Source organism: Rhizobium sp. ERR 1071 (assembly GCF_007828675.1).
GTDB lineage: Bacteria > Pseudomonadota > Alphaproteobacteria > Rhizobiales > Rhizobiaceae > Rhizobium > Rhizobium dioscoreae.
The window spans coordinates 1-21,434 of record NZ_VITM01000021.1; the positions used below are offsets into that span (position 1 = coordinate 1).

Here is a 21,434-nt window from a genome sequence, read left to right on the forward strand (position 1 = left end):
CGTGTCGATACTCGTTAGACATAAGCATGTCCTCAAGCCTGTGCTTGAGCCTTTCTGCTTATGCCGACTGTCCGGTCAGAACGGGGTGCAGTTCAAATCTTTTGGAGCGCCCCGACTTCCGGACTCGTCACAAATTTACCAGTTACGAATCCCGTAGCGATAATGCCGGCCGCCACGCGGAAATAGCTCGAAGTAGTCGTCCAAGCCTTCGATGGCACGTACCCGTATCCAAATTGATGCGCGAACGCGCTTATTAGGGAAAGAACCAGCGAAAAGAGAAGCACAAGGCCCAGGCAAGCGAGCATCCAGCGAGCCGATCTTTTCTTTGTTGTGTCGTTCATAGGATCGCCTCTGCCTCGGGCCATGCGCATCATTTCTTGCACACCCTCAGTTGCACTAGCAAGGCCTCTTTCTCATCAGTTTCGCTAGACTTGACTCTTCCCCAAAATGAGAACATTTATAGAACATATTAAGGGAGACGCAATGAGCACCGCCGAAAAATTCATCGTGCTGCCGTATCGAAAGAATCGCGGGAACCTTGTTCCAGGCGAGATGCGACAGGCTTCGAACGCCGTCAGTGCCGAGAAGATTGCCACGGCTATGTCTGCCCGGTTTATCGGTGTTGCGGCTTACGCCGTCATGGTCGACGAGGAAACCGGCGATATGTCGTCGCCGCGTCTGCTAGCGAAACACGGCGAAATCGCCGACCTGAACGCCGCCTGAGATAGATTGAAAATTTGATGAGAAAGGGCCTGCTGCAATGCGGCGGGAGCGGAGACGTGCGCAACGCTGAACCTGCCACTTCCCCACCAAACATGCTTGCAGATCATAAGGGGGAAACGGTCGATTTCATCTGCGAGGATTGCGAGATTCTGAAGTGGCTGAAACCATCGGCTCTCTTGGAGCAATACGGTAACCAGACGATGCCGTCGCTCCCGCCGCTTGTCGCGAAGTCGCTGGGATGCAAGCGCACCGAGAACGCCTTCTATGACCGATGCAAGATGCATTTTCACTTCTCGCCAGGCGAATGGGCGAAGCGCATGGGGTACATCGATCCCCGAGAGCAGAAGCGCGGACAGCTTCGCTTTTCCGACCTGAGCCGATGGCATAGGCTTTACGTGCATGCAGCTGCGGACGGAAAAACGAGCTCGATCGTGAGCGACTTGAGAAATCGGCGGGAAGGAAGCCTTGATTTCTGACGCCGCCGGCAAGCTTGTTTGCAAAAAATGCGGCGTAAAGGGTTCGGCAAAGATCATCGTCCGCTCGCCCCCACGGGATTAGGGGGAAAGACCATGTGCAATCTTTATAATGTGACGACGAACCAGGAAGCCATTCGGCAGCTCACCAGGGCGATGATCGACAACATCGGCAACCTTGAGCCGGAGCTGGATCTCTATTCGGATCAGATGGGGCCGATCGTGCGGAACACGCCGGCCGGCCGAGAGCTGGCGAAGGTTCGCTGGGGCTTGCCGTCGTCTCAGAAGGCGCAGCTGGACGCCGCCACGAAGCGAGCCGATAAGCTGCGCGCAAAAGGCAAGGAAGTGAACTAATCATGCCGCATATAGCTCTTCGTTCCTTCATGGGTCGTGCAGAAGCGGCCGCCGCGAGGGCCGGTGCAATATTCGCCGCTGTCGCAGGAACAGTCGCCGGTCTCCGTCGGCGCCATTTCGGTTGAGCCCGATCCCATCAGACCTGCCGCCATCCCGAGGCCTCCAGTATAGGCTGGACAGGATTTCTTACTGCCGCTGACAGATCCGTCGTTGCAGACGAAGGTATTGCCCTGGCAATGGTTGATGCCGCCCTTATGACCGCTGCAGGGCGTATTTTGTGCATGCGCAATGAATGGGGCCAGCAAGAGTGCTGTAGCAAGGACGATAGTCGGTTTTCCCATTGCTTTCCCTAACTTGAACCGCACGATGTCTGTCTATGTCGTCGGTCGTAGTGCTTGCCGGCTGCCCCGAGTACAGTCGATGCAGCCACAATAAAATTCTTCCCTTGCGATGCCCAACCAGCCTCAACATCTCTTTCGCATACTCCCAAAGGCTGTGTTAATGATATATTAAAATTCAATTTGACGTAGCAATAGATTATGCGATGGTATCCTCGGGCAACTGAGGGGTTATCCGTGAAAATAGAATTTCTGACTCGACGCGTAAGCGCCGTGGCGATTTCGATTGCGCTTGCGAGTTGCACCACAACCCAAGCAGAATTTAGCAAGAAGCCGGCGGCGGTAAGCAAGGCAGCGCTATGTAAGACAGTGCTCGAAACACAAGATCCTGTGTTTCAGCAACAACTCTTAACCGAGCTAAACCGGCGCCGGATAAGCATCCCTGAGTGTCAGCAAATGGTCATCCAACAGAGGCAGGCAGCTGCAGCTTTAGTCGCCGTCGCCCTGGTTGGAACTGCGGTGGCAGTTTGCGCCAACAATAATTGCGGGGGTGGATCATATTACACGCCCGCGCCGCGATATCCGGGCAACTGCTATTCGTATTACGACCGGGCGACCGATGGAACTTTATGTGGCAACCGAAGCGCTATGTCCCGGCCCGGCGGTTGGTGATGGTAGGGGCTGCTTTTAGTCCAATAATCGAATCGACGGAGGAAGATAATCGCGACCCAAGCGCGATTCATTTCTTTAATCAACATAAAGGAATTCAAGCACTTTTCGAGCTGACTGGTATACCTCGACGCGATAGTAAAGGGCCGCTGAATGCCTTGCAACTGACTGAAAAAGCAGCCCATTTGAATTTTGACCCGGTAAAGGGGAAATTGCGGTGACCGCCCGACGGCGCGGCGAGCGAAATAGCCACATTGCAGCGCACAAAATCTGCTAGGGAGGAAAACGAATCGTTTTGCCGACAAGCGTAAGGATGTGCCGTGTTCGTTTTTTCGAAACTTGTCTGGATTTTCGGTCAGCCGCTGTCGCTGGCCTTCCTGTTTGTCCTGCTGGCATTTATCGCCGCACTGCTGCGCTGGCGCGCTACCGTCATCACCTCGGCGCTCTTGTCGGCGCTGATCCTGTTCGTCTCGCTGTATACAACGGCCGGCGCTTATGTTGTTCAGACGCTGGAAGAGCGTTTTCCGCACCCCGCAGCCGATCCCGCCGATCTCAAATGCATGATCGTTCTGGGCGGCGCCACGCAAAACGAAGTGACGACGGCGCGCGGCGGCTATGAGCTTGATTCGGCCGGCGATCGGCTGATAGAAGCGCTGCGTCTCGCGCAGAAATACCCGCAGTCACGCATCGTGATCTCGGGCGGCGATGGCTCGATCGGCGGCACCTATGAGGGCGATGCCGTGATTTCCGAACGCTTCTTCACTGCACTCGGCATTCCGACAAGCCGCATGGTCGAGGACAAGACTTCACGCACAACCTTTGAGAATGCGGTCAATACGAAGGAGCTGCTGGCGCAGAACGGTCTTTCGAATTGCCTGCTCATCACCTCGGGCTTCCATATGCCGCGCTCGATGGGCATCTTCCGCAAACAGGGCATCGATGTCGTGCCTTGGCCGGTCGATTATCGCAGCACCGGCAAGGAAAGCCTCGGCCTCGATTTTACCCAGCCATCACGCAATGCCCAACTGCTGGCGACGGGCCTGCGCGAATGGGTCGGTCTGGTCGGCTATTACGCGGTCGGCCGGACCTCGGCAATCTATCCCGGACCATAATATTATGTGGCCGGACCGTCGCCACATGTCCGGGCCGAATGACGTGCACGCACCGCAAATTCTATTTCTGAGATATGGTGACGAATTTGACGCCACGCACCCTGACGGTGATTTCGCAAGCGGCTTCGCCATCCTTGCGGTCGCAGAAGCGCGGATGCATTTTCATGACCAGCACCATGTTGCCGAAACGCTGGATGAAATCGTAGCCGTAGATCTTCGCCGTGGCGACGAGCAGATAGCCGCCCTCGGCCACTTGGACGTAGAAATTGTAGGGGCAGCCTTCGTCCGTGCAGTAGGGGCCTTTTTCGCCCTTGCAGGTGATCTCGCCCTCATTAATGACGATATCCATCAGCTTGTCGTTGTTGATGTCCTGCTGGGTAGCGAAATGATCGCCGAAGCTCACCTGGCCGTCGCAGCTTTTGGTGAAGTGATCCTTCTCGAAGGCCACGGGGTCCTGCAGGATCGATTGCTGCGCCTCGGCCACGGCAGGCATGATCACGAGAGCGAAGAGGTTGAGGATTACGATCAGCAGCGATTTCACGGGGGATTCCTTTTCGAAGCGCCGTTACGGCCACGATAGCAGCCGCAGCCGCTGCGACATCTTTGCACGCGCCTGCTTGCGCGGCCCTTGCCGTCGTGATTCATTTCGGAAAAATTGCCGGCCTCCCGTTGGAGTTTTCGATGTCGCTTCTCTCGTTTCTTGATTATGCCGGCGTCGCCCTTTTTGCCGCAACCGGCGCGCTCGCGGCTTCGCGCAAGCAGCTCGATCTGATCGGCTTCCTGTTCCTGGCGGCCGTCACTGGTATCGGCGGCGGCACGTTGCGCGATATCGTTCTGGGCCGGGTGCCGGTCTTCTGGGTGCTGAACCCGACCTATATCATCATCTGCGCCATGGTCGGCGTTCTGGTCTTCTTCACCGCTCATCTCTTCGAATCGCGCTATCGGCTGCTCATCTGGCTCGATGCCGTGGGGCTATCGGCCTACTGCGTGATGGGAGCGGCCAAGGGTATGGCAGCCACGGGCTCGCCCACCGTTGCGATCGTCACCGGCGCGCTGACGGCAACCTTCGGCGGCATCCTGCGCGATCTGCTTGCGAACGAACCTTCGGTCCTGCTGCGCCCGGAAATCTATGTGACGGCCTCAATCGTCGGCGCCGGCGTCTTCACCGCCGCCAATGCGACGACGCTGCCGCTTTATGTCTCTGCGGGATTGGGCGTGATCGCGGCCTTCGCGGTGCGCGGCGGCGCGCTCTGGTTCGGCTGGACCTTTCCGACCTATCACCATAAGCCAGGCCGGCATCCGGACGATGTGATGTAGACGCGAGGCATCAGGAATTAGGCAGTGGGCAATAGCGGGACGCTATGAAACAATTCTATTTCCTATTGCCTCTGCTTACGGCGCAGGCGGATCACCACGTCGACATGGGCGATTTCCATGCCCTGCGGCGGTTCGGGCAGATTGTCGATCGTCAGGTTGCTGATCGGGATATCCAGCACTTCGTTGTGGCCTTCCACGAAAAAGTGATGGTGGTCGGAGACGTTGGTGTCGAAGTAAGTCTTGGTGCTTTCGACGGCGAGCACGCGGATCAGGCCCGCCTCGGTAAATTGATGCAGCGTGTTGTAGACGGTCGCGAGCGAAACCGGAACGCCGGCGGCAACGGCTTCCTCGTGCAGTTCTTCCACCGTCAGATGCCGGTCGCCCTTGGCGAAGAGGAGGTCTCCCAGTGCGATCCGCTGTCGGGTCGGTCTCAGGCCGACATTGCGCAGCCTGGTTTCGATCGCGATTTCGGCTTCTTCCGCCATTCAGGGACTCCGGATTCCTGATCTCTATAATTCTTTACTAAGCCATATAACTTTTGCCTTGATTGCTTTCAATAGTTTCCATGGGGTGGGAAGGTGCTCAAAAGCCGGAAAAATCGGGCTTTTGCCGCATTTGGCACTGGTAGCAGCTCTGGCGTTCCTGTATGCGACCACCACATAGGAGCTACTGTGTTCGATCGAACGGCTGAATGAGAGTGTGATGGTTACGCTTCATTTTCTGTCGATCTTGCACTAAAGCTTCACATCCATCGGCATTCATGCGGGGGAAACGGAATTTTTATGACGACGAGACAATCCAGCTTCAATTACGAGGAAATCCTGTCCTGTGGCCGCGGCGAACTGTTCGGCCCGGGCAACGCACAGCTTCCCCTGCCACCGATGCTGATGGTCCATCGCATTACAGATATTTCCGAAACGGGCGGAGCCTTCGACAAAGGCTATATTCGCGCCGAATACGACGTGCGTCCCGATGATTGGTACTTCCCCTGCCATTTTGCCGGCAATCCCATCATGCCGGGCTGCCTCGGCCTCGACGGCATGTGGCAGCTGACCGGCTTCTTCCTCGGCTGGCTCGGCGAGCCCGGCCGCGGCATGGCGCTTTCCACTGGCGAAGTGAAGTTCAAGGGCATGGTTCGTCCGGACACGAAGCTTCTCGAATACGGCATCGACTTCAAGCGCGTCATGCGCGGCCGCCTCGTCCTCGGCACCGCCGACGGCTGGCTGAAGGCCGATGGCGAGACCATTTATCAGGCGACGGACCTGCGCGTGGGCCTGTCCAAGGACAAGGTTGCCTGAACTGCGGCACCGCCGCCTCCACAAAGACAGATGTTTTAGAAAAGGTCATCGACATGAGACGGGTAGTTGTTACGGGTCTGGGTATTGTCTCTTCGATTGGAAACAATGCTCAAGAAGTGACCGCCTCGCTGCGCGACGCCAAATCCGGTATTTCCTTCTCCCCCGATTTCGCTGAGCACGGTTTCAAGTGCCAGGTCTGGGGCGCGCCTAAGATCGATACGACCGACCTGGTGGATCGCCGCGCCATGCGCTTCCTGTCGCAGGGCGGTGCCTGGAACCACGTCGCCATGAAGCAGGCGATCGCCGATAGCGGCCTTGAGGAAAGCGATATCACCAACGAGCGCACCGGCATCATCATGGGCTCCGGCGGCCCGTCGACGCGCACGCTGATCGAAGCTGCCGACATCACCCGCAAGAACAACAGCCCGAAGCGCATCGGCCCCTTCGCCGTGCCAAAGTCGATGTCGTCGACGGCCTCGGCCACGCTTGCGACTTGGTTCAAGATCCACGGCGTCAATTACTCCATCTCGTCTGCCTGCTCGACCTCGGCGCACTGCATCGGCAATGCTGCCGAAATGATCCAGTGGGGCAAGCAGGACGTCATGTTCGCCGGCGGCCACGAGGATCTCGACTGGACCATGTCGAACCTCTTCGACGCCATGGGCGCCATGTCGTCGGACTTCAATGAGAACCATCCGGAAACCGCCTCGCGCGCCTATGACGCCAAGCGTGACGGCTTCGTCATCGCCGGCGGCGCCGGCGTGCTGGTTCTGGAAGAGCTTGAGCATGCCAAGGCACGCGGCGCCAAGATCTATGCCGAAATCATCGGCTACGGCGCTACCTCGGACGGTTACGACATGGTCGCGCCGTCAGGCGAAGGTGCCGTGCGCTGCATGCGCCAGGCGCTCGCCACCGTGAAGGGCGATATCGACTACATCAACACCCACGGCACATCGACGCCGGTGGGCGACAGCAAGGAAATCGGCGCGATCCGCGAAGTCTTCGGCGACAAGATCCCGCCGATCCAGTCGACCAAGTCGCTGACGGGCCATTCGCTCGGCGCAGCGGGCGTTCAGGAATCGATCTACTCGATCCTGATGATGCAGGAGCGCTTCATCGGCGAAAGCGCCCATATCACCGAACTCGATCCGGAATTCGAAGGCGTGCCGATCGTGCGCAAGCGTATCGACAATGCCAAGTTCGATATCGCTCTTTCGAACTCCTTCGGCTTCGGCGGCACCAACGCCACGCTCGTATTCCAGCGCTATAACGGATAAGGCAATGACGGGAATTATGCAGGGTAAGCGCGGCCTCATCATGGGCGTCGCAAACAACCATTCGATTGCCTGGGGTATTTCAAAGGCACTGGCCGCCGAAGGCGCTGAACTGGCTTTCACCTTTCAGGGCGAAGCGCTCGGCAAGCGCGTCAAGCCGCTCGCAGCCGAAGTCGGCTCGGATTTCCTACTGCCTTGCGATGTCGAGGATCTCGCTTCGGTCGATGCCGTCTTCGACGCCATCAAGGAGCGCTGGGGCAAGCTGGATTTCATCGTCCACGCCATCGGCTTTTCCGACAAGAACGAGCTGAAGGGGCTCTATGCCAACACCACGCGGGAGAATTTCACCCGCACCATGGTGATTTCCTGCTTCTCCTTCACCGAGATCGCCAGGCGCGCCGCCGAACTGATGACGGAAGGCGGCAGCATGCTGACGCTGACCTATAACGGCTCGACGCGGGTCATTCCGAACTATAACGTCATGGGTGTTGCCAAGGCGGCTCTCGAGGCCTCCGTCCGCTATCTCGCTGCGGATTACGGCCCGCGCGGCATCCGCGTCAACGCCGTTTCCGCCGGACCGATCCGCACGCTTGCTGGCGCCGGCATTTCCGACGCCCGTGCCATCCTCTCTTGGAACCAGCGCAATGCGCCGCTGCGTAAGTCTGTCACCATCGACCAGGTCGGTTCGTCGTCGCTCTACCTCCTGTCGGATCTGGCAGCAGGCGTGACTGGCGAAGTCCATTTTGTCGATGCTGGCTACAACATCACTTCCATGCCGACGCTAGAAACGCTGTCGAGCGCAGATACGGAATAAGCCTCCGATCTCAGTCGTGTCCTCCCGGTTTTGGCCGGGAGGATCAATTTCCGGATATCCTTTCAGAGGATTCCCGATGACGTCCATCGATGACGCAAAACCTTTGGCATCGACCGACCGTCTTATCCTTCGCCGCTTTGTGCCAGAGGATTTTGTCGCCTACAGCGCCTATCGCTCCCTGCCGGAGATCTATCGTTTTCTTTATCGCGACCCTCCTTCGCCTGAAGTGTTGCGAGAGCGTTTCGATATCCGCCTGAACTCCCCTTTCTCCGAGGACGGAGATACGCTGCTATGTGCTGTCATTCGGCGGGAGGATGGCGCTTTGGTGGGTGACGTTAGCCTGACATTTGCAAGCAAGGCCGCACTTCAGGCCGAGCTCGGCTATACCTCTAACCCAGCCTATGCCAGGAAGGGATATGCTACCGAGGCGGCGGAAGCCATGATTACCCTCGGTTTCGAAAAATTCCGCTTTCATCGGATATTCGCCCGGCTGGATGCGAAAAATGCCGGCTCAGTCGGTGTCGTCGAACGCCTCGGCCTGCGCCGTGAGGCGCTTCTGATCGAAAACGATCGCTTCAACGGTGTCTGGGGCGACGAATGCGTCTACGCCGTGCTGAACCGCGAATCGGCCGCAAGAGCGTCGAAACGAAGCCCCTGAGCCCCGCTCAAAAAATGGCGGCCATCTGACCGCCATCATTCCTCACTTCTTCGCCCAGAGCACCTTGTAGCGGGCGTTGCGGCAGGTCTCGCCGAACTCCTTGAAATTCTCCGCCAGCACCGGCTCATAGGGCAGGCCGCGATTGGCGACCAGCATTAGCCGTCCGCCGCCGCGCAGCGCCGAAGCGGCAGTCTTGATCATCGCCTGGCCGAGCGAAGGTTCGGCGGCATGGCCCTCATGGAAGGGCGGGTTCATGATGATCAGGTCGTACTTGTCCTTGACCGGCTCGCTCGCCAGATCGTGCCAGAAGAAGCGCTGCGCGACCTTGGGGCAGTGCGACAGCAGATTGGCCCGTGCGGCCTCCAGAGAGCCGTAATGGGCCTCGTAGAGGTCGATGCGTTCGATTCTCGGCGACTTCATTGCCAGCTCGACGGAAAGGTAACCCCAGCCGGCGCCGAAATCGGCAGCATCGCCGGTAAAATCGGTCGGCAGGCGCGAGGCAAGCAGCTCCGAACCGGCGTCGATACGGTCGTGGGAGAACATGCCGGGCGCTGTGGTGAAGCTGTCGTCAACGAGCGTCGCCGGCTTCGCGAGCTGCGCCGTCAGCAGCTTGATATCGGCAGGGCGGGTAAACCAGAAGGCAACGCCGTGATATTTGGGCATATGCTCGATGTCGAGACCGAAGGCCTCGACGCGCTTGCGCAACGGCTGGATGCCGTCTTCCTTGCCGCCGGCAACGACGATGAGGCCGCCTTCTCTCACGCGCGTCAGGGCTTCGGCGATGTGATCCTCGTTCTCGCCCTTGTGCTTGCCGCAAAGCACGAGCGCGCCGTCATAGCCTTCGCCTTCGATCTCCGGCGTCACGTTGATGCGCTGCGCCTGCAGCTGGCGATAAAAGGGACGGAAGCCCTGGACGGCGGAAAGCTCGGCAGCAAATCCCTCCGGCAGCGCAAAGCCCGCCTCGGCGCCGAGGAACAGGATCCGCTGACCCTCGCCGGGCGCGTCGACGGTGCCGGAGGCAAAGGGATGGAACAGGGTCTTCAGGGCATCGCGGCTCATGGGCGTGGTCTCGTTATGGGAATGGGTTTCGTCTGTCGGATATGCGCCATCATCGTATTCTGGGCTTGCCCCTCACCCTAGCCCTCTCTCCGCATGCGGGGAGAGGGCTAGGGTGAGGGGCCGGGCACCCACTTTCTACAAAACGGTCGGCACCGATAATATAAAAAGGGCGCGGAAAAGATCCCGCGCCCCGGAAAGTTTATGAAGGCGCGGGCTTATTCGGCCGCGTCATCCTTCTTCTTTTCGGCAACGATTTCCTGGCCGGTTGCCTGGTCGACAACCTTCATGGACAGGCGAACCTTGCCGCGCTCGTCGAAGCCGAGCAGCTTGACCCAGACCTTGTCGCCTTCCTTGACGACGTCCTGCGTCTTGGCCACGCGCTCGGAAGCGAGCTGCGAGATGTGGACGAGGCCGTCGCGGGCGCCGAAGAAGTTGACGAAGGCGCCGAAGTCGGCGGTCTTGACCACAGTACCTTCGTAGACCTGGCCGACTTCCGGCTCGGCGACGATCGAGTGGATCCACTTGCGGGCCGCTTCGATTTCCTTGCCGGAGGAGGAGGCGATCTTGACGGTGCCGTCGTCCTCGATGTTGATCTTGGCGCCGGTCTTTTCGACGATTTCGCGGATGACCTTGCCGCCGGAGCCGATGACTTCGCGGATCTTGTCGACCGGAATGTTCATGACTTCGATGCGCGGTGCGAATTCGCCGAGCTGGCCGCGGCTTTCGGAGATGGCCTTTGCCATTTCGCCGAGGATGTGCAGACGGCCGCCCTTCGCCTGGTTCAGGGCGACCTTCATGATCTCTTCGGTGATGCCGTCGATCTTGATGTCCATCTGCAGCGAGGTGATGCCTGCTTCCGTGCCGGCAACCTTGAAGTCCATGTCGCCGAGGTGGTCTTCGTCACCCAGGATGTCGGAGAGAACGGCAAAGCGCTCTTCTTCCTTGATCAGGCCCATGGCGATGCCGGCAACCGGCTTTGCCAGCGGCACGCCGGCATCCATCAGCGCCAGCGAGGTGCCGCAGACGGTCGCCATCGAGGAGGAGCCGTTGGACTCGGTGATCTCGGAGACGACACGCAGCGTGTAGGGGAACTGTTCCGCCGACGGCAGCATCGGGTGGATGGCGCGCCATGCGAGCTTGCCATGGCCGATCTCGCGGCGGCCCGGAGAACCCATGCGACCGGTTTCGCCGACCGAGTAGGGCGGGAAGTTGTAGTGCAGCATGAAGTTTTCTTTGTACATGCCGGTCAGGCTGTCGACATACTGCTCGTCCTCGCCGGTGCCGAGCGTGGCAACGACGATCGCCTGCGTCTCACCGCGGGTGAAGAGCGCAGAACCGTGCGTGCGCGGCAGCAGGCCGACTTCGGCGAGGATCGGGCGAACCGTCTGCAGATCGCGGCCGTCGATGCGGCTCGACGTGTCGAGGATGTTCCAGCGAACGATCTTCGCCTGCAGGTGCTTGAAGATGGCGCCGACTTCTTCGGCCGTGTACTTGGCTTCGCCTTCTTCCGGCAGGAAGTGTGCCTTCACCTTCGCCTTGACGGCGTCGACGGCAGCGTAGCGATCGGCCTTCTGGGTGATCTTGTAAGCGTTGCGCAGTTCCGCTTCGGCAAGGCCGAGCATTTCCTTTTCGAGCTCGGAATAGTCTTCCGGCTGGAAGTCGCGAGGCTCCTTGGCGGCGACTTCGGCGAGCTTGATGATCGCGTCGATGACGGGCTGGAAGCCGCGGTGACCGAACATGACGGCGCCGAGCATGATGTCTTCAGGCAGTTCCTTGGCTTCGGACTCAACCATGAGAACGGCTTCCTGCGTGCCGGCGACGACGAGGTCGAGGCTCGATTCATCCATCTCGTCGAGATGCGGGTTCAGCACGTATTCCCCGTTGATGTAGCCGACGCGGGCGCCGCCGATCGGGCCCATGAACGGGATGCCGGAGAGCGTTAGGGCTGCGGAGGTCGCGACCATGGACAGGATGTCCGGATCGTTTTCGAGGTCATGCTGGATGACGGTGACCACAACCTGCGTGTCGTTCTTGTAGCCTTCCGGGAAGAGCGGGCGGATCGGGCGGTCGATCAGGCGGGAAACGAGCGTTTCGTTTTCGCTCGGACGTCCCTCGCGCTTGAAGTAACCGCCGGGGATCTTGCCGGCTGCGTAGGTCTTTTCCTGATAGTTGACGGTAAGCGGGAAGAAGTCCTGGCCCGGCTTCGGCGCCTTGGCGGAAACGACGGTCGCAAGCACGACGGTCTCGCCGTAGGTGGCGACAACGGCGCCGTCGGCCTGGCGGGCAATCTTGCCGGTTTCGAGCTTCAGCGGGCGGCCTGCCCACTCGATTTCGACGGTATGGATATCGAACATATCTTGTCCTTGCACTATGCGGGAAAAGGCGCCGAGGCCGACGAATTCGGCAGGGCACATCTTCAACCGCACGAAATGTGACGCATCACGGGCAAGACAACGAGAGGCTTTCGAAGGTCGGCCGAAGCGTGAAGCTTCGGCTGAAAGCATCCGGCAATCCTGCCCCATGACAGGTCAACGGTTGTTGTTGGCAGCACCGGCCCATCCGGCCTGCCGGCGGTTTCGCATCGCACCGGCGTAAGGCGCGAGGGAAACTGGTCTCAAGGGTTTATACCCTTCATAAGCATCCGGCGGGCGTCCAGGTGAACGCCCGCCGGAAATTCCGTTAGCGGCGGATACCGAGGCTGTTGATCAGCTTGGTATAACGGCCCTCGTCCTTCTTCTTGAGGTAGTCAAGGAGCGAGCGTCGGCTGGAAACCATCGTCAGAAGGCCACGACGGGAGTGGTTGTCCTTCTTGTGGTCCTTGAAGTGTTCCGTGAGGTTGTTGATGCGCTCGGTCAGGATCGCAACCTGGACTTCCGGAGAACCGGTGTCGCCTTCGGCGGTAGCGTATTCCTTGATCAGCGCAGCCTTGCGCTCAGCAGTGATCGACATCGGATGGTCCTTTCTATGAGAGGAGATTGAAGTCGCCAAACGCCGGGATGTCGTCCAGCATTGGCCGCGAATGCAATCAGGCATGCCTGATGCTGGCGCTGCCTATAAACCAAATGAGCGCCAATGGAAAGAGGGTTCTCCCCGGGGCGCCTTTCAGCGCCCCGCCATGGCATCCCGGATCATGGCATTGTAGCCTTCCGGATCCTGCAGCATGGCGAAATGGCTGGCATCCTTCAGGATGACGAGCTTGGCGCCCGGGATCTCCTTCGCCATCATCTCGGTATGGTCCAGCTTCACCGCTTCGTCATGGTCGCCGATAGCAAGTGTCACTGGCACCGTGATCTTGCCGAGGTCGGCTGCGGTCCATGCCGGCTGCGTCTCCCACATCTTCGAGATCTGTTTGACGAATGCCTCATATTCGTTCGGGGTCGGCGACAGCTTCCTGTAATAGTCGCCAGCGACGTTGATGTAGTCGTTGAAAGTCTTGTTGCTCATTACATCGGGTTTCACGCCGTCGGTGGTGACATTGGCGGCCTGGGCGACCACGCGCGTCAGCTTTTCGGGATGTTTCATCGCCATGTCGATGCCGATGATGCCGCCATCGGACCATCCAACCAGCGTCACCTTGCCGACCTTCAGATAGTCGAGCAGCGCGGCGTAATCCAAGGTCATCAGATCGTAGCCGAAAGGCTGCTGGCTGCGCGTCGAGCGGCCATGCCCGCGGCTGTCGGCGACGATGACGAGATGATCTCTCGCAAAATCGGCAACCTGAGCGCCCCAAACATCGGCATTCCCGAGACCGCCATGAATGAAGAGGATCGGGTCACCTTCGCCATATTCGGCATAATACATCTTGATGTCATTGACATCGGCCATGCCGCTCGCCTTCGGCTGCGGCATTGGCGGGAACGGCGGCAGCCCGGCCCACCGTTCGGCGGATTGGGCGTTCGTCACCGTCAGGAACAGGGAAAGGAATGCAACTATTCCGAATGCAACGCTGCGCATGTTTGCCCCCTTTGGATGGCCATGATGGCCCGTCGGGGAACATATCGTATAGCCATCGCCCGCAATAGTCGCTATTTGCGGTTGATTGAGGTCAGCCGAACACGCGCTTCGGACGGAACTCGCCCTGGCCGATCTCGCCGATCGCAATCAGCTTGCCGCGTGCCGTGGCATAGGCCTCGGTTTCGGCAACCGGCGCATCGCGGCCGCGCACCAGGATCGGGTTGCCCATCTTCAGGCGGTGTGCCTGGTCGTCGCTGATGACGAGATGCGGCAGCGAAGACAGCGCCTCGGCCGTGTCGATCAGCAGCGCATCGAGGGCTGCAAGCCGCTCGTCCGTATCTTCGATCTCTTCCAGCGCCACGAGATCGGCAAGCGGCACCATCGTCTCTTCGGCGAAGGGAGCGACGAAGCTGCGGCGCAGGCCGGAAATATGGCCGTAGCAGCCGAGATCACGGCCGAAATCGCGGGCAAGCGCGCGCACATAGGTGCCCTTGCCGCACTCGACTTCGAAATGCGCCGTATTGGCATCCGGGCAGGCAAGCAGCGTCAGGCGGAAAATCTCGACTTCGCGTGAGGGGATCTCGACCGTCTCGCCTTCGCGAGCAAGGTCATAGGCGCGTTCGCCTGATATCTTGATGGCGGAGAACTGCGGCGGGACTTGCTGAATGACGCCGGTATATTTCGGCAGAAGCGCGCGAATATCTTCTTCGCTCGGACGCTTGTCGGAGGTGGCGGTCACTTCGCCTTCAAGGTCGTCGGACGCGCGTTCTTCGCCCCAGGTCACGGTGAACTCATAAATCTTGCGGCCGTCCATGACGTAGGGAACCGTCTTGGTGGCGTCGCCAAGTGCGATCGGCAGCATGCCGGAGGCGAGCGGATCGAGCGTGCCGGCATGGCCCGCCTTCTGGGCCTTGAACAGCCACTTGATCTTGGAAACGGCTTCGGTCGAGCCGAAATCCACCGGCTTGTCGAGGATGAGCCAACCCGAAATCGGACGGCCCTTGGGTTTGCGTGGCTTGGACATTCTCTGTCTCTGTTATTGATCTTGGTCGTTATCGTCGCCGAGATCACGGCTGACCTCGGGCGAGCGCAGAAGCGCGTCGATCTTCTTGTAATTGTCGAAGCTCGTATCGTCGCGGAAGCGAACTTCCGGCATGTACTTCATCTGGCGAAGCTGCGGGCCGAGACGGCCGCGGATGTATTTCGCATGGCGGTTCAGCGCTTCGATGACGGCGCCGTGGTCGGTAACGCCAAGCGGCGTCACGAAGGCGGTCGCGATCTTCAGATCGGGCGACATGCGCACTTCGGAAATGGAGATCACGGTGCGCTCGATCAGGTCGTCGCGCACTTCGCCGCGCTGCAGAACCTGCGTGATCGCTGAGCGCACCTGCTCGCCGACGCGAAGCATGCGCTGCGAAGGCGCGGAAGAAGTTGGTCTGGTCATGGTTGTTCCGTTAGCAGCGTCCTTTGGACGCGATAAAGCGGGTCAAATGACTCGATCCGGCGCAAAGGTCAAGGCTGGAGAGGGTTTGCGGCCTGCCAGAAGCCGAGAATCCTTGCGAAAGCGGCATCCTGAGCGTCCTGATCGGCAAAGGCGGATGCCGGGATGTAGGTGACAAAGGTTTCGGTATCGAATTCAATCCGTCCGCTGCGGCGGCTGATATTCAAGATCTCGCTCCAGCCAAGCCAAATCGATGTCTGCGCCGAATTCCAGGCGGCACCTTCGGGCGTGATCGTGACAGTGACGGTGACATCAGGGCGCAGGCGCGATTGCATCACCCTTAGGCGTCGGCGTGTGGCCCACCTAAAATAGAGCAAGATCAGTGCGTAGCAGATCAGTGTCGGTACGAGCCAAATGATCGCCATCTCACCCAGGCCGATCGATCGCGACAGCCCGAACACGGGAATGAATACATATTCCCGAAGAAGATGGAAAAAGACGGGAAGCGCTACGCCGACCGCGATCGCCGACACGAAGAACCAGGCCGTCTCGCTCTGTGCATTCCTTGGACGGCGAAGGGCAAAACGCTGTCCTGCCTGGCGCATCACGGCGACATGTTCCGCCGGCTGGCGAACGAAGGAGACGGTGAGGGATTGATCGCCTGCAAGCTCTGTCGTGATCTCCATGGCGTACCCATTTAGCGGCATTTAAAAAAACCGCCGGTTTCCGCCGGCGGTTTTGATATCTAGCAAATCGAAGGATTGCTTACAGCGTACGGGTGATGTGCTCGACGCGGAAGCATTCGATCGTATCGCCGACGCGGATGTCTTCGTAGTTTTCGAAGGCCATACCGCATTCCTGGCCCATGTTGACTTCGGAGACTTCGTCCTTGAAGCGCTTGAGCGTCTTGAGCTTGCCTTCGTGGATGACGACGTTGTCGCGAACCAGGCGAACGCCGACACCACGCTCGACCTTGCCTTCGGTGACGCGGCAACCCGCGACCTTGCCGACCTTCGTGATGTTGAACACCTCGAGGATCTCGGCATTGCCGAGGAAGGTTTCGCGGCGCTCCGGAGAGAGCAGGCCCGACATCGCTGCCTTCACGTCATCCACCAGATCGTAGATGATGTTGTAGTAGCGGATCTCGATGCCTTCGCGCTCCGCCAGCGTGCGGGCCTGAGCATTGGCACGGACGTTGAAGCCGATGATCGCTGCGTCGGATGCACCGGCGAGCGAGATATCGGATTCGGTCACGCCGCCGACGCCCGAATGGACGATGCGCGCGCGCACTTCGTCGGTGCCGAGCTTTTCCAGCGCGCCGGCAATGGCCTCGATCGAGCCCTGCACGTCGCCCTTGATTACCAGCGGGAATTCCTTGATGCCCGAGGTCTGCAGCTGCGACATCATCTGCTCCAGCGAGCCGCGCTGACCGGACTGGCGAGCGGCTGCCTTGTCGCGGGTGAGGCGCTGGCGGTATTCCGAGATTTCGCGGGCGCGGCTTTCGCTTTCGACGACGGCGAACTTGTCACCGGCCTGCGGTGCACCGGAAAGGCCGAGCAGTTCGACCGGCATGGCCGGCCCTGCTTCCTTCACATGCTCGCCCTTGTCGTTGACGAGCGCGCGAACACGGCCCCACTGATCGCCGGCGACGACGATCTGGCCCGGACGCAGCGTACCCTTTTGCACGAGCACGGTGGCGACGGAGCCGCGGCCACGGTCGAGCTGGGCTTCGATGACCGTGCCTTCGGCCGTGCGGTTCGGATTGGCCTTGAGATCAAGGATTTCCGCCTGCAGCAAGATGGCTTCGAGCAGCTTGTCGAGGTTGGTGCGGTTCTTCGCGGAGACTTCCACGTCGAGCACTTCACCACCCATCGATTCGACGAAGACTTCATGCTGCAGCAGTTCCGTGCGGACCTTCTGCGGATTGGCTTCGTGCTTATCGATCTTGTTGATCGCCACGATGATCGGAACACCGGCCGCCTTGGCGTGGTTGATCGATTCGATCGTCTGCGGCATCACGCTGTCGTCAGCCGCCACCACGAGGATCGCGATATCGGTCGCCTGGGCGCCGCGCGCGCGCATTGCCGTGAAGGCGGCGTGGCCGGGCGTGTCGATGAAGGTGATCTTCTGACCGTTCTGCTCGACCTGATAGGCGCCGATATGCTGGGTGATGCCACCGGCTTCGCCGGCGACCACGTTCGCATGGCGGATGGCGTCGAGCAGCGAGGTCTTGCCGTGGTCGACGTGGCCCATGATGGTGACGACGGGCGGACGCGAAACCAGTTCGCCTTCCTCGTCGGCAACATTGAAGATGCCCTGTTCAACGTCGGATTCCGAAACGCGCTTGACCGTGTGGCCGAATTCGCCGGCGATGAGTTCTGCCAGATCGGCGTCGATGACGTCGCCCGGCTTCATCATCTGACCTTCCTTCATCAGGTACTTGATGACGTCGACGGCGCGTTCGGACATGCGCTGCGACAGTTCCTGAATGGTAATGGTCTCGGGCAGCACGACTTCACGCGAGATCTTTTCGCGTGTTTCCTGCATCTGGCTGCGGCGGAACTTTTCCTGGCGGCGGCGCATGGCCGAAAGCGAGCGGCCGCGTGCGTTGCCGTCTTCGTCGACATCGGCGGTCGTGACCGTCAGCTTGCCGCGGCGGCGTTCTTCGTCGGTCTTCGGACGCGTGGTGACCGGCTTTGCCGGCTCAGGCCGGGTGATCTTGCCACGGACCGGAGCACCACGGGACGGGCCACGGCCTTCCTCATCCTCGTTGCCCGGGCGACGGCGATTGGCCGGCGCTTCCGCGGCGGCTGCGCCGGGGCGGGCGGACTGCGGGGCGGAAGCATCCGGACGGCGTACAACGGCCGGCGCCGGAGCAGGCTGCGTAGCCGGCTTCGGAGCGTCAACCTTCGCCTCGACTGGAGCGGCCGGGGCCTGTTCGGCGACCTTGGCTGCTTCTGCGGCGCGAGCGGCCTCTTCTGCAGCGCGACGGGCAGCTTCGGCCTGTTCGGCGACGCGGCGTGCTTCTTCTTCCTGGCGGCGGCGAGCTTCTTCCTCGGCGCGACGAACGGCGTCTGCCGCATCGCGGGCCTGTGCGTCAGCCAGCGCGCGGCGGCGAGCATCCATCTCGTCGGCCGACAGATGGTTCAGAACCACCGGACGCGACGAGCGCTCCTGCTGCGGGCGCTGCTGATAGCCCTGGTTGGATTGTGCCGGCCGCTGCTGCTGGCCGCCAGGCTGATGAATGCGCGGAGCCGGCTGCGGCGGGCGCGGCGGCTGCGGCGTCGGTTCGGCGACGCGCGTCACCGAGGGCGCCGATGTCGTTACCGGCGTGATTGGCTTTTCGTCTTCAGGACGTAGCGGGCGGCGCTTACGGGTCTCAACCACGACCGCCTTGGTGCGACCGCGGCCCATGTCCTGGCGCACGGTGCCCTGGTTTACGCCTGAAGGCTTCAAGGTGAGGGTCTTCTTACCCGAAACACTCAGCGTCTTGTCGTCTTGATTGTCGGTCATTCCGTTCCTGTTCCTTCGGACAGGGCACGGAAACGTCCGTCAGACCCTGTCGTTCAATGCATGTACCTTAATGAGGCGTCCGGCAAAGGCCGGTGACCGCGTCATTGTTTTCGCCGGCCAGCGCCGCCCGTTGCCCGGGACTGACCGCCGTTGCGGTACCGTTCGAGCAGGTTTGCGCGCTTCACTACACCCTCACCCGCCTGCCCTGCAAGCGCTGCGGCATGGATAAAAGCATTCTGGCCCATCAGTTCGTCCATTTCCGCCTCCGTAAAGACACGGAAGGACGGTATTTCCGCTTCGGTCTCCATGCCGAGATGCCAGGCCTTTCTTGCCTGATCGATCTTGCGCACGCCATCGGCGGCGGCGTTCATCGCATGGAACACGGCAAGTGCCGACCCGTTGCGAACGGCGCCATCCACCTTCGACGAGCCGGATACGAACTGGCCCGCCTTGCGTGCCATGTTCATCATCCCGGCCAGTTGCGCCGCTAGAAGGCGGTCGACGGTGGCGCCGAGATCGCTCGGCGCGGTCACCTCCGCCTTCAGGGCGCGGGAGAACAACTTCTTTGCCACTGCCTTGTCCACGAGTGCCCGGTCGATCTTGACCCAGCATCCGCGTCCCGGCAGCTGCCGCTTCAGATCCGGAACGACTGTTCCGTCCGGAGCGGCGACGAAGCGGATCAGCTCATCCGGCGATCCGCTTTCGCGTGTTACGATGCACATACGGCCATTTGCGCCGTCACCCGAAAGATCGTCGTCTTCGGGCGCGGCCTTCGGCCCCTCTGCGCTCATCATGCTTCCTGCTCGGCCTCGCCTTCACCTTCCGATACCTCTTCGGCTTCGGCGGCGAGATCGGCTTCGGTGATCCAGCCGGCCAGCAGGCGGGCCTGCACGACCATCTGTTCGGCTTCGACGCGCGAGACTTCGAGCTTGGAGAACAGGCCTTCGAACTTCTTCGTTTCGCCGTTCTTGCGTTCGCTCCAGCCGACGAGATCGTCGGCGGCGCAGCCGGCGAAGTCCTCGATCGTCTTGATGCCGTCTTCGCCGAGGGCGACCATCATCTGTGCAGTCATGCCGTTGATCTGGCGAAGCTCGTCGGAAACGCCGAGCGCCTTGCGCTTCTCGTCCATCTCCGCTTCGAGCTTTTCGAGATATTCGCGGGCGCGCGTCTGGATTTCCTGGGCGGTATCTTCGTCGAAGCCGTCGATCGAGGAGATTTCGTCCAGATCGACGTAAGCCAGTTCCTCGACGGCGGCAAAGCCTTCCGAGGCCAGAACCTGGCCGACCATCTCGTCGACGTCGAGCGCGTCCATGAACAGGTTCGTACGCTCGTTGAATTCCTTCTGACGGCGTTCCGATTCCTCGGCTTCCGTCATGATGTCGATATCCCAACCGGTCAGCTGCGAGGCGAGGCGGACATTCTGGCCGCGGCGGCCGATGGCGAGCGAAAGCTGCTCGTCCGGCACCACGACTTCGATGCGCTCTGCATCTTCGTCGAGAACGACCTTGGCGACTTCGGCCGGCTGCAGCGCGTTCACGACGAAGTTCGCCGGCTCGCTGGACCAGGGAATGATGTCGATCTTTTCGCCCTGCAGCTCGCCGACGACGGCTTGAACGCGCGAACCGCGCATACCGACGCAGGCGCCGACCGGATCGATCGACGAGTCGTTCGAGATGACGGCGATCTTGGCGCGCGAACCCGGATCGCGGGCGACCGACTTCACCTGGATGATGCCGTCGTAGATTTCGGGCACTTCCATGGTGAAGAGCTTGACCATGAACTGCGGATGCGTGCGCGACAGGAAGATCTGCGGGCCGCGCTGCTCGCGACGAACGTCGTAGACATAGGCGCGGACGCGATCGCCATAGCGGAAGTTTTCACGCGGGATCATTTCGTCGCGGCGGATGATGCCTTCGCCACGGCCGAGGTCGACGATGACGTTGCCGTATTCGACGCGCTTGACGGTGCCGTTGACGATTTCGCCGACGCGATCCTTGAATTCGTCGAACTGGCGGTCACGTTCGGCTTCGCGCACCTTCTGCACGATGACCTGCTTGGCCGACTGGGCGGCGATGCGGCCGAAATCCATCGGCGGCAGCGGATCGGCGATAAAATCGCCGAGGGCTGCGTCCGGGTTGCGGTCGCGGGCCAGTTCTAGCGGGATCTGCGTGGAATAGTCTTCGGCCTTTTCGACCACTTCGAGCAGACGCTGGAGGCGGATTTCACCCGTCTTCGGATTGATATCGGCGCGGATATTCGATTCCGTGCCATAACGCGAGCGCGCGGCCTTCTGGATCGCATCCGCCATTGCGGCAAGCACGATCTCGCGGTCGATGACCTTTTCGCGCGCCACTGCATCTGCGATCTGCAGAAGTTCTAGCCGGTTCGCACTGACTGCCATTGTTCTTAGTCTCCGTCTTCCTGCCTTTAGGTTTCC

General features: G+C 60.4%; 23 protein-coding genes. 10 read left to right on the top strand and 13 right to left on the bottom strand.

The window, feature by feature from the left end; genetic code table 11:
* Positions 1–483 precede the first annotated feature (483 nt).
* From FBZ99_RS32080 to FBZ99_RS32090, 3 genes are all read left to right on the top strand, one after another.
* The gene (locus FBZ99_RS32080) at positions 484–723 is read left to right on the top strand and encodes a hypothetical protein (RefSeq protein ID WP_113397391.1); all 240 of its coding nucleotides are present in this window, start codon (positions 484–486) and stop codon (positions 721–723) included.
* A gap of 56 nt (positions 724–779) precedes the next feature.
* Positions 780–1,199: a hypothetical protein gene (locus FBZ99_RS32085; RefSeq protein ID WP_145637224.1), complete on the top strand. Its 420-nt coding sequence runs from the start codon at positions 780–782 to the stop codon at positions 1,197–1,199.
* Between the two features lie 93 nt (positions 1,200–1,292).
* On the top strand, positions 1,293–1,550 hold the full coding sequence (locus tag FBZ99_RS32090) for a hypothetical protein (RefSeq protein WP_186450379.1): 258 nt from the start codon (positions 1,293–1,295) through the stop codon (positions 1,548–1,550).
* Here FBZ99_RS32090 and FBZ99_RS32095 read toward each other — a convergent pair.
* Positions 1,547–1,891 carry a hypothetical protein gene (locus FBZ99_RS32095; protein WP_113397393.1) on the bottom strand — a complete coding sequence of 115 codons (345 nt, stop codon included), beginning with the start codon at positions 1,889–1,891 and terminating at the stop codon, positions 1,547–1,549. The genes FBZ99_RS32090 and FBZ99_RS32095 overlap by 4 nt on opposite strands.
* A gap of 626 nt (positions 1,892–2,517) precedes the next feature.
* On the opposite strand from FBZ99_RS32095, the gene FBZ99_RS32105 reads away from it, so the two are divergent.
* Both FBZ99_RS32105 and FBZ99_RS32110 read left to right on the top strand, forming a co-directional pair.
* The gene (locus FBZ99_RS32105) at positions 2,518–2,778 is read left to right on the top strand and encodes a hypothetical protein (RefSeq protein WP_162751074.1); all 261 of its coding nucleotides are present in this window, start codon (positions 2,518–2,520) and stop codon (positions 2,776–2,778) included.
* A gap of 99 nt (positions 2,779–2,877) precedes the next feature.
* The gene (locus FBZ99_RS32110) at positions 2,878–3,669 is read left to right on the top strand and encodes a YdcF family protein (RefSeq protein ID WP_113397394.1); all 792 of its coding nucleotides are present in this window, start codon (positions 2,878–2,880) and stop codon (positions 3,667–3,669) included.
* Positions 3,670–3,730: 61 nt separating this feature from the next.
* Here FBZ99_RS32110 and FBZ99_RS32115 read toward each other — a convergent pair whose 3' ends face one another.
* The gene (locus FBZ99_RS32115) at positions 3,731–4,210 is read right to left on the bottom strand and encodes a hypothetical protein (protein ID WP_113332405.1); all 480 of its coding nucleotides are present in this window, start codon (positions 4,208–4,210) and stop codon (positions 3,731–3,733) included.
* A 140-nt stretch (positions 4,211–4,350) separates the two neighbouring features.
* On the opposite strand from FBZ99_RS32115, the gene FBZ99_RS32120 reads away from it, so the two are divergent.
* On the top strand, positions 4,351–4,986 hold the full coding sequence (locus FBZ99_RS32120; protein ID WP_113354148.1) for a trimeric intracellular cation channel family protein: 636 nt from the start codon (positions 4,351–4,353) through the stop codon (positions 4,984–4,986).
* 62 nt (positions 4,987–5,048) lie between these two features.
* On the opposite strand, the gene irrA is transcribed toward FBZ99_RS32120, so the two are convergent.
* The gene (gene irrA, locus FBZ99_RS32125; protein WP_113332404.1) at positions 5,049–5,471 is read right to left on the bottom strand and encodes an iron response transcriptional regulator IrrA; all 423 of its coding nucleotides are present in this window, start codon (positions 5,469–5,471) and stop codon (positions 5,049–5,051) included.
* Positions 5,472–5,768: 297 nt separating this feature from the next.
* Between irrA and fabA the strand changes: the two genes are divergently transcribed.
* The 4 genes from fabA to FBZ99_RS32145 all read left to right on the top strand — a co-directional run bounded on the left by fabA (position 5,769) and on the right by FBZ99_RS32145 (position 9,030).
* On the top strand, positions 5,769–6,284 hold the full coding sequence (gene fabA / locus FBZ99_RS32130) for a 3-hydroxyacyl-[acyl-carrier-protein] dehydratase FabA (protein ID WP_015338264.1): 516 nt from the start codon (positions 5,769–5,771) through the stop codon (positions 6,282–6,284).
* Between the two features lie 53 nt (positions 6,285–6,337).
* Complete coding sequence (gene fabB, locus FBZ99_RS32135; RefSeq protein WP_112434869.1) at positions 6,338–7,561, top strand: beta-ketoacyl-ACP synthase I; 1,224 nt, start codon at positions 6,338–6,340, stop codon at positions 7,559–7,561.
* Positions 7,562–7,565: 4 nt separating this feature from the next.
* Positions 7,566–8,372, top strand: coding sequence for an enoyl-ACP reductase FabI (gene fabI / locus FBZ99_RS32140; RefSeq protein WP_113354146.1), 807 nt, complete (start codon positions 7,566–7,568; stop codon positions 8,370–8,372).
* A gap of 76 nt (positions 8,373–8,448) precedes the next feature.
* On the top strand, positions 8,449–9,030 hold the full coding sequence (locus tag FBZ99_RS32145; RefSeq protein ID WP_113420955.1) for a GNAT family N-acetyltransferase: 582 nt from the start codon (positions 8,449–8,451) through the stop codon (positions 9,028–9,030).
* 42 nt (positions 9,031–9,072) lie between these two features.
* Here the strand turns inward: FBZ99_RS32145 and FBZ99_RS32150 are convergent, their stop codons facing one another.
* From FBZ99_RS32150 to nusA, 10 genes are all read right to left on the bottom strand, one after another.
* Positions 9,073–10,089, bottom strand: coding sequence for a class I SAM-dependent methyltransferase (locus FBZ99_RS32150; RefSeq protein WP_113420956.1), 1,017 nt, complete (start codon positions 10,087–10,089; stop codon positions 9,073–9,075).
* Positions 10,090–10,304: 215 nt separating this feature from the next.
* The gene (gene pnp, locus FBZ99_RS32160) at positions 10,305–12,443 is read right to left on the bottom strand and encodes a polyribonucleotide nucleotidyltransferase (protein WP_113420969.1); all 2,139 of its coding nucleotides are present in this window, start codon (positions 12,441–12,443) and stop codon (positions 10,305–10,307) included.
* A gap of 325 nt (positions 12,444–12,768) precedes the next feature.
* Positions 12,769–13,038 (bottom strand): 30S ribosomal protein S15, encoded by a 270-nt coding sequence (gene rpsO, locus FBZ99_RS32165; protein WP_113354142.1) that lies wholly within the window; start codon positions 13,036–13,038, stop codon positions 12,769–12,771.
* A 153-nt stretch (positions 13,039–13,191) separates the two neighbouring features.
* Positions 13,192–14,043 (bottom strand): alpha/beta fold hydrolase, encoded by an 852-nt coding sequence (locus FBZ99_RS32170; RefSeq protein ID WP_113420957.1) that lies wholly within the window; start codon positions 14,041–14,043, stop codon positions 13,192–13,194.
* Between the two features lie 91 nt (positions 14,044–14,134).
* Positions 14,135–15,067 (bottom strand): tRNA pseudouridine(55) synthase TruB, encoded by a 933-nt coding sequence (gene truB / locus FBZ99_RS32175; RefSeq protein WP_113389925.1) that lies wholly within the window; start codon positions 15,065–15,067, stop codon positions 14,135–14,137.
* 12 nt (positions 15,068–15,079) lie between these two features.
* Entirely contained in the window at positions 15,080–15,487 is a 408-nt protein-coding gene (gene rbfA / locus FBZ99_RS32180) for a 30S ribosome-binding factor RbfA (RefSeq protein ID WP_113420958.1), read from the bottom strand.
* Between the two features lie 68 nt (positions 15,488–15,555).
* Positions 15,556–16,170: a hypothetical protein gene (locus FBZ99_RS32185; protein WP_113396117.1), complete on the bottom strand. Its 615-nt coding sequence runs from the start codon at positions 16,168–16,170 to the stop codon at positions 15,556–15,558.
* 79 nt (positions 16,171–16,249) lie between these two features.
* On the bottom strand, positions 16,250–18,997 hold the full coding sequence (gene infB / locus FBZ99_RS32190; RefSeq protein WP_113354138.1) for a translation initiation factor IF-2: 2,748 nt from the start codon (positions 18,995–18,997) through the stop codon (positions 16,250–16,252).
* A gap of 101 nt (positions 18,998–19,098) precedes the next feature.
* Positions 19,099–19,791, bottom strand: coding sequence for an RNA-binding protein (locus tag FBZ99_RS32195; protein WP_069613594.1), 693 nt, complete (start codon positions 19,789–19,791; stop codon positions 19,099–19,101).
* Positions 19,788–21,398: a transcription termination factor NusA gene (gene nusA, locus FBZ99_RS32200; protein WP_113389927.1), complete on the bottom strand. Its 1,611-nt coding sequence runs from the start codon at positions 21,396–21,398 to the stop codon at positions 19,788–19,790. The genes FBZ99_RS32195 and nusA overlap by 4 nt, the downstream gene beginning before the upstream one ends.
* Positions 21,399–21,434 lie beyond the last annotated feature (36 nt).

What these genes read in the sequence shown, in the direction of transcription:
- FBZ99_RS32080 (WP_113397391.1), top strand. Translation starts at nt 484, where the DNA reads ATGAGCACCGCCGAAAAATTCATCGTGCTGCCGTATCGAAAGAATCGC.
- FBZ99_RS32090 (WP_186450379.1), top strand. Translation starts at nt 1,293, where the DNA reads ATGTGCAATCTTTATAATGTGACGACGAACCAGGAAGCCATTCGGCAG.
- FBZ99_RS32095 (WP_113397393.1), bottom strand. Translation starts at nt 1,891, where the DNA reads ATGGGAAAACCGACTATCGTCCTTGCTACAGCACTCTTGCTGGCCCCA.
- FBZ99_RS32105 (WP_162751074.1), top strand. Translation starts at nt 2,518, where the DNA reads ATGTGGCAACCGAAGCGCTATGTCCCGGCCCGGCGGTTGGTGATGGTA.
- FBZ99_RS32120 (WP_113354148.1), top strand. Translation starts at nt 4,351, where the DNA reads ATGTCGCTTCTCTCGTTTCTTGATTATGCCGGCGTCGCCCTTTTTGCC.
- irrA (WP_113332404.1), bottom strand. Translation starts at nt 5,471, where the DNA reads ATGGCGGAAGAAGCCGAAATCGCGATCGAAACCAGGCTGCGCAATGTC.
- fabA (WP_015338264.1), top strand. Translation starts at nt 5,769, where the DNA reads ATGACGACGAGACAATCCAGCTTCAATTACGAGGAAATCCTGTCCTGT.
- fabB (WP_112434869.1), top strand. Translation starts at nt 6,338, where the DNA reads ATGAGACGGGTAGTTGTTACGGGTCTGGGTATTGTCTCTTCGATTGGA.
- fabI (WP_113354146.1), top strand. Translation starts at nt 7,566, where the DNA reads ATGACGGGAATTATGCAGGGTAAGCGCGGCCTCATCATGGGCGTCGCA.
- FBZ99_RS32145 (WP_113420955.1), top strand. Translation starts at nt 8,449, where the DNA reads ATGACGTCCATCGATGACGCAAAACCTTTGGCATCGACCGACCGTCTT.
- FBZ99_RS32150 (WP_113420956.1), bottom strand. Translation starts at nt 10,089, where the DNA reads ATGAGCCGCGATGCCCTGAAGACCCTGTTCCATCCCTTTGCCTCCGGC.
- pnp (WP_113420969.1), bottom strand. Translation starts at nt 12,443, where the DNA reads ATGTTCGATATCCATACCGTCGAAATCGAGTGGGCAGGCCGCCCGCTG.
- rpsO (WP_113354142.1), bottom strand. Translation starts at nt 13,038, where the DNA reads ATGTCGATCACTGCTGAGCGCAAGGCTGCGCTGATCAAGGAATACGCT.
- FBZ99_RS32170 (WP_113420957.1), bottom strand. Translation starts at nt 14,043, where the DNA reads ATGCGCAGCGTTGCATTCGGAATAGTTGCATTCCTTTCCCTGTTCCTG.
- truB (WP_113389925.1), bottom strand. Translation starts at nt 15,067, where the DNA reads ATGTCCAAGCCACGCAAACCCAAGGGCCGTCCGATTTCGGGTTGGCTC.
- rbfA (WP_113420958.1), bottom strand. Translation starts at nt 15,487, where the DNA reads ATGACCAGACCAACTTCTTCCGCGCCTTCGCAGCGCATGCTTCGCGTC.
- FBZ99_RS32185 (WP_113396117.1), bottom strand. Translation starts at nt 16,170, where the DNA reads ATGGAGATCACGACAGAGCTTGCAGGCGATCAATCCCTCACCGTCTCC.
- infB (WP_113354138.1), bottom strand. Translation starts at nt 18,997, where the DNA reads ATGACCGACAATCAAGACGACAAGACGCTGAGTGTTTCGGGTAAGAAG.
- FBZ99_RS32195 (WP_069613594.1), bottom strand. Translation starts at nt 19,791, where the DNA reads ATGATGAGCGCAGAGGGGCCGAAGGCCGCGCCCGAAGACGACGATCTT.
- nusA (WP_113389927.1), bottom strand. Translation starts at nt 21,398, where the DNA reads ATGGCAGTCAGTGCGAACCGGCTAGAACTTCTGCAGATCGCAGATGCA.